We start from the raw sequence: 9,533 nt of genomic DNA on the forward strand, positions 1-9,533 counted from the left end.
GGGGGGGGGCCCCCCCCCCCCCCCCCGGCGCGGGGGGGGGCGGGGGGGCGGGGGGCGCCCCGCCCCGCCCCCCGGCGCGCGGGGGGGGGCCCCGGCGCGGGCCGGGGGGGGGCGCCGCCCCCCGCCGCCCCCCGGGCCGGTGGGTACCGGCCGGGTGTGCCCCGGCCGGCCTGCCTCACCGAGCCTGGAGACGGAAGTCCGCGGTGACCGCTCCCCCCTTCACCAGCCGGATCGACCTGGTCGCGGGCCGGTGGCCGTCGGCCGACACGATCACCCGCACCGGGCCGCCCTTGGCCGGAAGCCACACGGAGTACGTGCCGTCCTGACCCGTGGTCACGGTCAGACCGCCGTTCGGGGCGTCGATGTCGACCGACGCCCCGGCCAGGGGTGCCGTCGTACCGTCCGCCTTCGTGCCCGTGACGGTCCCGGTGAGCAGGCCCCAGCCGGCCGGCGGGACCACCGTCATGGTGACCGGCAGCGACACCGCGCCGTACGGGGTGTCGGTGTCGGCGACGAGCTCGGCCCGGTGGGCGCCCGCGTCGGCCGACGTCATCGCCCCGGCGTCCAGGGTCAGCCGCACCTTGGCCGACCCGTGTGCCTTCACCGTCAGCGTTCCGGTGGACTCCGAGAGCCACGGCACGTCGCCGTGCGCCCGGTCCCAGCCCGGCAGTTCGCGCACGGCCTGCTGCGGGACGCTGAAGGCGTTCATGCCGCCGATCGTGTACCAGCCGAGTGCCGACTGCGCGCCGAGCACCGGCTCGGCCAGGTTGGGCAGCGCGGACCAGGTGTCGCTGGCCGGGTCGTAGGCGTGCGCCTCGTTGGTCAGCGCGCCCGTGCTCACCTCGAAGCCGCCCGCGACCAGGAGTTCGCCGTTCGCCGCCGTCCCGGTGGCACCCCAGAGGTCGGCCGGGGCGTCGGCCACCCGGTGCCAGGCCCCGGTCGCCGGGTCCAGCGCGTACGCGTGGTCGGTGTCCTGCGGGGCGCGGCCGTTGGGCTCGTAGGCGCCGCCCGCGCAGTAGGCCGTGCCGTCCGCGGCGCCGCACACCGGGTACGAGATCGGCTCCGGGTAGGGCTTCCCGGCGGACCAGGTGTCGGTCGCCGGGTCGTAGACCTGGACGTCGTCGACGCCGCAGTTGATCTGGTCGCAGCCGCCGATCACATACAGCCGGTCCCCGAGGACCACCGAGCCCGCGGCGCCGTACGCCTTGGGCGCGTCGGCGATCTGCGACCACGTGTCGGTGGCCGGATCGTAGACCTCGCCGCCCGCGATGGGCACGCCCGCGGCGTCACGGCCGCCCGTGACGTACAGCTTGCCGCGGATGAACCCGTACGCCGGGCCGAGCCTCTTGGTGGCCGGCCCGGTGAGCGTGCGCCAGGTCGCGGTGCCCGGGTCGTAGGAGTAGAAGGCGCCGCTCCACTGACTGCCCGGTGCTTCGCCGAGGCCGGCGTACAGGGTGCCGTCGTCGACCGCGGCGATCCCTCCGAAGGTCCCGGTCGGCAGGTCGGTCAGCCCGGACCATGCCTGCCCGTCCGGGGTGCCGGGGTCGGAGGCCGACGCGGCCGCGGTGCGCAGCAGGGTGTTCGGGGTGAGCGTGGACTTGGTGTGCCGGGCGGGGGCGCCGGCCGGGGCCGTCGGGTTCCCGCCGAGACGCTGCTCGCCGAGCGAGACGGTGGCGGGCGATCCGCCGGTGTTGCGGACCGTCACCGTGACGGCCTTGCTGCCGCCCCACGGCACATTGGCCGTCAGGGCCGATACGTCGTAGCGCAGTTGGGCCGGGTGCAGGGCGAAGTCGGCCGCGGTGACGGCGTCCGGTCGCACCTTGACCGTGTCGGTCACCGGCGGGTAGCCGAAGCCGGGCAGGCCGGCGGTGAATTTCTGGTTGCCGGTGCGCGAGGAGAACAGCCAGTACAGGCCGTTGCTCCGCGCCGGGTCGTCCGGTGTGGCCACCATGCGACCGCTGTCCGCGGGAACGGTCGTGCCGGCGACCGTGGCGCCGAGTACGCCGTGGCCGGTGTTGGCGTCGTCGATCTGCCCGACCAGCAGCCCGCCGGGCCGGGTGACCAGGGTCGGGGTGCCCACGGTCACGTCGTCGATCTGCCAGATGCCGGTCAGGGAGCCCGTGAAGTGGAACCTGACGCGCACCGACTTCTTGCCCGCGTAGTCGGTCAGGGGCACCGTCTCGTGGGCGGGTCCGGGGACGATGTCGGTGTGGTGCCACAGAGTGGTCCAGGTCGCTCCGCCGTCGGTGCTCGCGTCCACGTCGGCGGTCAGGTCACCGAGTCGGTAGAGCGACGGGAGCGCGGTGTCGAACTGCAGCTCGGGGGCGCGCTCGGCGCTGAAGTCGTAGGTGGGGCTGAGGAGTTCGGTGTCCGCGGGAGCCCAGCCGAGGGCGAAGTCGTCCACCTCGGCGAAGCGGCCGGTGCCACCGGTCTGGTTGCCCCGGTTGAGCGGGTCGTCGAACTGCCAGCCCCCGGCCTCGGTGTTGTTGCGGACCGTCCAGCCCGCGGGCGTGGACGTGGTCGCGAAGGACTGCGACCCGCCACCGTGGTAGGTCATCTCATAGCCGGGTGGGAGCGCTCCCGTGGCGTTCAGCGGCAGTGCCAGGTTCGCGGTCCGCGCGGTGGTGCCCACCGTGACGGTGGTGTCGGCGGGCCGGTAGCCGGGGTAGAGCGCCGTGGCGCGCAGGGTGTAGCTGTGGTTGTCGGGCACCCGCACCGAGTAACGGCCGGTCGCCGGGTCGGTGAAGAAGGTGCCGGGTACGCCGTCGATCGTGAGCCGGGCGTAGACGCCCCAGCCGTGCTGTCCGCCGTCCCGGACGGTTCCCGACAGGGTCTGCGAGGGCACCGCGGTGAGCTTCGCGCTCTCGGTCAGGGTGGCGCCGTCGTCGACACGCACCGTGCCCAGGTCGGCGTCCTCGTAGCCGAACGCGCTGATGGTCAGCGGATAGGAACCGGCGGGTACGTCGAGCCGGTACCCGCCCTCGGCGTCCGTGGTCGCCCGATGGTCACCGAGGGCTACCGTGGCGCCCGTCACCGGTCGGCCGCTGCCGGCGTCGGTGACCGATCCGGAGACGGTGCCGTGCGCACCCGGGCGGAAGGCGGTGGTGCCGTCGGGCGTGCCCAGTCCGGTCGGTCCGTCGTAGCCGGGCTGCGCGGCGCAGGTGAAGGCGGGGGTGCAGTCGGGCTCGGGGCCGTGGCCGCACACCGAGCTGTCGGCGCAGCTGGCGTCGTCGCCCCGGGTCACGTCGTGCAGGGCGCCGGGCGCCTGGTACGGGTAGGCGGCCGGGTAGGTGCCGGAGACGGGCGTGCCCGCCAGTGCGTACACACCGGCGATGATGGGCGCGGAGGCGCTGGTGCCGCCGTAGACGTTCCAGCCGCCGTCGGAGAAGGAGTTGTAGACCGCCACGCCGGTGGCCGGGTCCGCGACGGCGCTGACGTCCGCGACGGACCGGCCGGCGCAGTCGACCGCCGACTGGAAGGCGGGCTTGGGCTCGACGGCCGAGCAGCCGGAGCCGGGCGCACCCCAGTGCTGACCGCCCTGGCCGTCGACGGTGGTGGCGTTCCACACCGACTCGTCCCAGCCGCGCGCGCTGCCGTCGCGCACCAGGGAGGTCCCGCCCACCGAGGTCACGTACGGCGAGGAGGCCGGGTAGCTGACGCCGTAGCCGTCGTCGCCCGAGCTGAAGACGACCGCCACTCCGGGGTGGTTGAAGTACGCCTCGTCGAAGGCGAGTTGCCCGGAGTCGTCGCTGTAGGCGCCCCAGGAGTTGGAGACGTACCGGGCGCCCAGGGAGACGGCGGTGTTCTCGGCCGTGCCGAGGGAGTCGGAGGAGGCGGTGTCGGCCTCCACGAGCAGGAGGTGTGCCTGCGGGGCGATCGCGGAGACCATGTCTAGGTCGAGGGATATCTCCCCGGCCCAGCCGTCGTCGGCGGCCGGGTAGGCGGTTCCGCCGCGCTGGTCCACCTTGCGGAAGCAGCCGTTGTCGGAGGTGCAGGCGGGCAGTCCGTACTGCTGGCGGTAGACGGCGAGGTCGGCCTCGGCGTCGGGGTTGTCGTAGGCGTCGACGATGGCGATGGTCGCCCCGGCGCCGCCGTCGGCCGGCAGTCCGTAGGCCGCGCGCAGGTCGGCCGGGGAGTAGCCGTCGGGCGTCGTCTGGCCGGCCGCCGCACTCCGCAGGCCGAGCTTGGCCCGGACGTCCGTGCGGCGCAGCGCGAAACAGGTGAAGGAGCCGGGTTTGGGCGTGCCGCAGGCCGGCTCGGTGGTGACCGCGGAGGTCGTCGCGGCGGGCGTGGAGGGTGCGGCGAGGGCCTGTTGGGGCAGCAGCGCCACGAGGACGGCGAGGACGGCGGCGGCCACCGCGGCCCCGACGGAGCCGGGGCGTGACGGTCTGCGCCGCCCGGGTCCGGCGAGCGATCTGTGCGGCAAGGAGAACTCCAGAGGGTGGTGGGACGGGCGGCCCGGCGCCGTTCGGCACGCGGACGGTCGGCGGTGACCGTGCGGTCACCGGAGGCGGATGTGAACTGTGTTGACCAGCACAAAGGTCCAACCGGGCGCCTCGGCCGGTCAATGCGGGACGTTGGCGGTTTGGCGCCGTGTCGTGTTCACGCCCTCGACACATTCTGATGAACGAGCGGCCCAGGAAGGCGAGTTGCGTCCGCCCCGCGCGGGCGCACGGAGCCGTGAGTTCCGGTGGAACACCCCCGAGGAAAGGGAGAGAGGGTGGGCCCGGCCCATGCGGACCGGCCCACCCTCCTTCACTCCAGGGTCACTTGAGGCCGAAGGCCCTGGTGACGGTCTGTGTGACGCCGCCTCCGCCGCGCTGCTCGGCGGTGACCCGGACGGAGACGTAGCCGGCCCCGCGCGGTGCGTTCAGGAGCGTCCGCCAGGTGCCCTTGTCCTCCCTCAGGTCCTGCCGCCGCCACGACGCCCCGTCGTCGTAGGAGACCTCGACCCCGAGTGAGGAGACCGCGTCCACCGCGGCGTCACTGCCGACGACGGCGGGCGTGACGGAGAAGGCCGACGTGCGCTTCGCCCGCCCCGCGGGGTCCAGGTCGATCCCGTAGTCGAGTTGGACCAGCGGGACGGCCTGGTCGTCGGCGTTGCCGGAGAGGAACCGCCACTCGGTGTGCGTGGCGGTGGAGTACGGGGTGAGGTCGGCGTTCCCCTGCGTGTCGACGACCAGCCGGTACGGGAGTCTCTGCGGCGCCAGGTCGCCCACCCCGAAGTCCGGCCGTGGCCCGTTCCGCGCCAGCAGCCGGTCCCCCTGATACAGCGAGAAGCTGCGCGCCATCATGCCGGTGTCACCGCTGTGGGCGGATCCTCCGTCGCCGAATCCCGCGATCATTCCGCCCATGGCGTCGCCGACACGGTGCGGGACCTCGAAGCTGAGCATGCGGGGCCGGACGAGAGGTCCGAACCAGCGTTCCGTCTGCACGCTGCGGGGCCGGTAGCTCGTTATGTCGGTGAAGGTCGACCAGCCGTCGACGGTCGCGTACTGCTGCCACTTGACGCCGTTCCCGGCCGAGACCCAGTCGGTACGGTGGCCCGCGGCGACCGGCTCCCTCGGGAACGGGGGGACGCGCGTCATGCCGAACCCGGCGTAGGGGTAGGCGGCCGGCCAGTACTCGTACGACGGGCTGTCCTCCCGGCTCTCCACGACCTGTCGGCCGGCGGGCGGGGCGAAGTCGTTCTCGATGCGGGCGAGACTGCCGGGGTCGGTCGCGGCCGAGGGGTCGTCCGGCACGCCTCCCCGGTGGTAGTCGGCCAGGTCGTACAGGTACGCGGGCGCGGGGTGTGCTTCGACCGTCAGCCGTGTCCCGTTCCTGCCCGCGGCCTTCGTCCTGGTGATCAGGTCTTCGCCGTCGTCCATGGCGAGTGAGGCGACCGGGATCCGCCCGGTCGTCCTGCCGTCGGGGTCGCCGTACCAGTCGCTCCTGCGGCCGTCGCCGTCGTTGACGACGAGGAGCATCGCCGCCCCCGCGGTGCGTGCCGCCGCCGCCTGATCCGTCGGGGCCACGGCATCGCCGGCGCGGACGACCACGGCTCTGCCGCGGGCGGACAGTCCGGTGTAGTCGGCGGGTGTGCCGGTCCCGGCGAAGACGGCGTCCACCTGCGTGATGCCGGCGCGGAACGGGGCGGACCCCGGCTGCACCAGCAGGGTGTCGTCGAGGCCGCGTCCCCGGTAGGTGATCCTCAACGGGGTCTGCTCGGCGCGGATCCGGGTGGTGAAGACGAAACTGCCCTTCTTCACCCGGCCCTTGGTCGGCAGGGCCCACAGGCTGTCGTAGGCGGCGGAGGGCATGAGGACCTGGTGCAGCGCCTGCGGGTCGTTCGGTGTCGGCTCGCTGGAGGTGAAGGAGCGGAACAGGTCGATCCTGCCGGTGGTGACGGACGTGGGCTCGGGCGTCTCCACCTTGACCCGGCGGCTGCGCGAGGCGTCGAGTTCCACGTCCCGGTCGGTCGTCAGATCGAGCTCGGGCACGGTCAGGACGGCGTATCCGAGGGAGTGCGGGCCATGGCGGCCCTCCACGTCCAGGGTGGAGACGACCGTGTAGGAGCCGGGGGCCCAGCGGCTGGTGAGGGTGCCGTCCGGGACCCACATGGTGGTGGTCCTCCCGTCGGCGCCGGTGATCTCGACCTCGCCGCTGATGGGCTTGCCGGCCCGGTCCTTCAGGTGCACGGTCAGGGCGTGCTTCTCGGGCTCGACGGACAGGCCCACGGCCGTGTGCACCGTACCGGCCGGGAAACGCGCGACGACCTGGGCGGCGTACCGGCCCGGCGCGAGTCCCCGCGGGTCGGCCACGAGGGCGACCGACGAGGTTCCGCGCGCCGGTACCGTGACGCGGTCGACGGCGGGTGTGAACACTCCGGCGGGCGAGTCGCCCCGGTCCACCGAGAGCCGCAACGTGAGGGGCAGGTCGGTGGTGTTGGTGTAGGTGATCCGCTTCTCGATCGGCTTCCGCGCCTGGTCCGGCGACCAGCGGACGAGCCCGGCGTCCACCGATCCACCGGCGACGACCTGGTCCTGCCGGTACGCGGTGCCCACGTCCAGTCGGCCGGAGCCCGCCTGATAGGGGCTGTAGGCGGGGGTCGGTGCGCTGGTGCCCATCAGCGCGTCCTTGAGCTGCTGCCCCGTCCAGCCGGGGTGCTTCTGGGCCAGCAGGGCCGCCGCGCCCGCGACATGGGGAGCCGCCATGGACGTACCGCTGTCGGAGCGGTAGAAGCCTTCGCCGCCGTCGTTCATGTACTGGGAACGCGCGGCCAGTACGTCCACGCCGGGGGCGGTCAGGTCGGGCTTGAGGGCGTCGTCGTTGAGGCGCGGCCCGGCGCTGGAGAAGTCGGCGAGGTGGTCGGACGCGTCCACCGCGCCGACGGTGAGGGCGGCGTCCGCCGTGCCCGGCGCGCTCACGTTGTAGGGGCCGTTCCCGGCGTTGCCCGCGGCGATGACGAAGAGCGCGCCCGTCTCGGCGCTCAGCCGGTTGACCGCCTGGCTCAGCGGATCGTCCTGGGTGTGCCACGCCGGTGTGCCCAGGCTCATGTTGATCACCTTGGCGTGCTCGGTCCGGGCCGCCCACTCCATGCCCGCGATGATTCCCGATATGGGACCCGATCCGCTGTCGGCGAGGACCTTGCCCACCAGCAGATCGGCGCCGGGAGCGACGCCCCGCTCCGTGCCACCGGACGCGGCGCCCGTCCCGGCGACGGTGGAGGCCGTGTGGGTGCCATGGCCGTTGCGGTCGACGACGTCCTCGCCCGGAACGAAACTCCGGGACGCCGTGATACGGCCCGCGAGGTCCGGGTGGGTGGGGTCGACACCGGAGTCGAGTACCGCGACCCGGACGCCCGTGCCCGTACCGCCGGCGGCCCAGGCCGGGGGAGCGCCGATCTGCGTCGTGGTGTCGGCGAGAGCGGCCTCCGCCTTGCCGTCGAGCCAGATCTTGTCGACACCGGCGGTGAAGGAGGGTGCGGTCCCTTCGTCCGGGGCCGCGGTGGCACGCGCCGTCGACCGCTCGGCATCCTGCTGCGCGGTGTCGGTGAGGGCGGCCCAGAAGACGGCGGCCTTCGACCGGCGGGCGCGAAGGGCCTCCCCGTGCACGGACGGGAGGTCGAGCGTGGTCTCCGCTCCCGGCAGCGCGGTACTCGACGGCGAGGCGGACGGCTCCCTGGCGACGCCGGGTTGGCGAGCGGACGGTTCCACGGAGCGGGTGACGATCAGGGGGAGCGCAGCGGTGTGCGCGTCGTCGTAGCCCTGGGCCACCAGCTGTGTGACGTCGAAGAGCTGCTTGTCGAGCCGTCCCGTCGCGACGTAGGCCATGGCCTCGTCGGGATACACATAGGTGTCACCGGCTTCGGTGACCACACGCACCGAACCCTTGGCTCCCCGCGGGCGCTCCACGGCGTCCACCGAGAGGCCCGACCGCCCGGGTCCCCGGGTCACCGTCACCTCGTCGCCCGTGATCAACGTGACCTTGACCGGTGCGGGCCGAGGCTCGCCGTGTCCGGCCGAAGTGGCGGGGGAAGGTGGGGAGTCGACGGCCCCGTGGGCCGCCACCGGGGTGGTCAGGGTGGCGACAAGGGCCGCCGCGACCGATGCCGCGGATCTTCGTGCAAAAGGGAGTCGCACAGTGCCTCCAGAATCGATGATCAACCGAATCTGACCACCCGTGAAGAGACCGTGTAAAGCACTTGAATTCCCAGCCGTCTGACGGTAATGCACGTTTTCCATGCGGGAAACACTCGAGTTCTTCGACGCACCGCTCGACAGCACACCGCTTTTCGGCCAGAACCGGCCCAATGCATGGCAAAGACTCGGGCAATTACTCCCCTACTACGGCACAACAGAACAGAACCGTAATATCCTGAGCCGCTCGCCAAACTGACGGTGCACCACGGGGAGGGAAAGCACTGTGTTGAGAAGGCGCCTCGCGGCCGCCGCTTTCACGGCCGCCACCACGTTCACCGGCCTGTTCCTGGCCACGACTCCGGCATCCGCGATGATCCCGGTCGAGCCCACGGGAAACACCATCCCGGTGCCGGCCCCGAGTCCTTTTCCGTCGACCTGCTCCTCGGGCCAGGTCTGTCTGTACTACAACTCCAATTTCAGCGGGGGAATCTACCCGCAGACCCACAACATCAGTGACTACGCGAATTGCCGCTTCGGCGCGAGCAGCGTGACCGGGACGGCGGGGTTCGGGCAGAGCATCAAGAACAACGTCGCCTCCGTCGCCAACGACACCAGCTACACGTTCTACCTCTTCTACAACAGCAACTTCGCCGGGTCCTGGATCGGCATTCCGGCACACCGGGCGGTCAACCTGCCCTCGAGCATCAAGAACGAGAACGCCTCCGGCGGGAACGCCCACTACCCGTACCCGTCGTCCGGTACCGGCTGCTGAGCCGAGCATCACGCTTCGCCCGCAGGGCCGTGTCGTCGCCGGGGCCGCGGCGACGACACCGCCCAGCGGGCTGCCGCGGGCCGAACCCCCCCACCCACCTTGCCGAAGGCACCCGAGGGTTCCCGAGGGTTCAGAAA

The 9,533-nt window shown here is 72.7% G+C and carries 3 protein-coding genes; 1 reads left to right on the top strand and 2 read right to left on the bottom strand.

All coding sequences use genetic code 11. The features are described from left to right. Positions 1 to 175: 175 nt before the first annotated feature. Positions 176 to 4,426, bottom strand: coding sequence for a carboxypeptidase regulatory-like domain-containing protein (locus AB0F77_RS42760; protein WP_361960146.1), 4,251 nt, complete (start codon positions 4,424 to 4,426; stop codon positions 176 to 178). 340 nt (positions 4,427 to 4,766) lie between these two features. After that, positions 4,767 to 8,438: a S8 family serine peptidase gene (locus AB0F77_RS42765; RefSeq protein ID WP_361960149.1), complete on the bottom strand. Its 3,672-nt coding sequence runs from the start codon at positions 8,436 to 8,438 to the stop codon at positions 4,767 to 4,769. Between the two features lie 469 nt (positions 8,439 to 8,907). Between AB0F77_RS42765 and AB0F77_RS42770 the strand changes: the two genes are divergently transcribed. Then, positions 8,908 to 9,396 (top strand): peptidase inhibitor family I36 protein, encoded by a 489-nt coding sequence (locus AB0F77_RS42770; protein ID WP_361960152.1) that lies wholly within the window; start codon positions 8,908 to 8,910, stop codon positions 9,394 to 9,396. Positions 9,397 to 9,533 lie beyond the last annotated feature (137 nt).

The sequence above is a fragment of the Streptomyces sp. NPDC026672 genome, from assembly GCF_040638185.1.
In the GTDB taxonomy this organism is placed as follows: domain Bacteria; phylum Actinomycetota; class Actinomycetes; order Streptomycetales; family Streptomycetaceae; genus Streptomyces.